This window comes from Gammaproteobacteria bacterium, assembly GCA_003696665.1.
Taxonomy (GTDB): Bacteria; Pseudomonadota; Gammaproteobacteria; order Enterobacterales.
This window is the reverse complement of sequence record RFGJ01000519.1, coordinates 1-1,377: the sequence shown is the minus strand read 5'-3', so window position 1 is coordinate 1,377 and position 1,377 is coordinate 1. Positions and strand designations below refer to the sequence as shown.

The following is a 1,377-nucleotide window of genomic DNA, read 5'->3' as shown; positions in this document are numbered from 1 at the left end:
TCAGTCTTCTGGGGCTCATGTTATACACCAACGGCTACAATGTACGCGGCAGAAGCACACGTTACCCGAACGGCTTGCTCTACTACGATGGCAGCGCCGTCTTCGGCGTTGCCTTCTACCGGAAAAGGATCGAGGATGCAATTGGCCACATCATCCTTGTGGCTCCTCGCGGACCTGCCTGGCTGGAGTCTGTAACCAAGTTTGTCTCGCGGATGAAAAATGACGTGCTTTTGCCAGGTATGCACGTATATATTCGATATCTCTTGAGGCCGCAAATGGAAGCTCTGTTGGCCCAGGGATATCTGCCTATCACAGAGCACCCCTGGCATCCTCTCGCCCACAGCGAAGATGAAACATACCCCCACCAATTGGTATCCCTGGAAGAAATCATAGAGTACGATCCGTCAGGTGAAATGCACATCAAGACACTCGAGGATGAAGGAAGCCGCAATTTTCGGCGCAAAGCGAGAAAAGCGTATCGACGTTTCGAGAATTTTCTAGCTCGCAATCAAGCCAGCTTGGTTCTAACGCCGTATGAACCCGAGGTGCACGGAGTTGAAGCCCAGGAGATTGTGGCAAAACATTTCAAATCGTTGCGGGAGCCTGTGGGATCCACGCCTGAAGACTATCTGGGGTTGTTGCATTTCTCGCCTCCTAGCCACGCAACAGACAATTTCTTTGCACGTATCGGTTATCTCCAGAGACACCAACAACGCCTCCCGTTGATATGGTTCACAGGCGAGAAAATTGGGCAACAAACCTTTGCTGTCTACGCTTCCTTTGCCCTACGCAGGGAAGAAGAAATATTGACCAGCTGGCATTCTACGGGATATTCGGCTATCACCCAGTACATGTACCTGAAATTATTCGGGGAATTTTGGCAGCACGGCATCATCGAAGTGAATTTAGGAGGATCCGAGACCCTTTCATTGGACCGATTTAAGAGGCAGTTGGGCGCTAAACCACGCCAAACCTACTGGGTTGTTGCGCCGTAAATATTACACGTCCACCCCACAACCTGTGGACGCCTCATTCTCTCCAGGGTTTATCAATGCTCTAACAGACGGTGCAAGTCCCCGGCGCCTTCTGCCCAAGCGAGCCTGCATTGGACATACCCTCCACCGATGAACGGGAAGTGCCGGGGACTTGTCAGGCGTGATCATTTGAGAACGGATAAGCCCTGCTCATTCTCTCCAGGAAATTGCAAGGGTTGCAGCGGTGCGCTATACTGAATCCTGGGCATGGTTCATTTCCGGCCCACGCATCTTTACAAATTAAGTGGAGTGAGCATCCTCAGATGCGGCCCCGTCCTGCCTGGCCCGGCATCTGAGGATGCCTACTCCGCGTTCAGCGTGTAAATGAGCGATTCGGCTTCTC

1 protein-coding gene is annotated in these 1,377 nt (G+C 52.1%); it reads left to right on the top strand.

What is annotated here, in order from left to right:
* The first annotated feature begins 17 nt into the window (after positions 1-17).
* Positions 18-995 (top strand): hypothetical protein, encoded by a 978-nt coding sequence (locus tag D6694_12675; GenBank protein ID RMH38158.1) that lies wholly within the window; start codon positions 18-20, stop codon positions 993-995.
* The last annotated feature ends 382 nt before the right edge of the window (positions 996-1,377 follow it).

Coding starts and splice junctions, on each gene's coding strand:
- D6694_12675 (RMH38158.1), top strand. CDS start 18: ATGTTATACACCAACGGCTACAATGTACGCGGCAGAAGCACACGTTAC.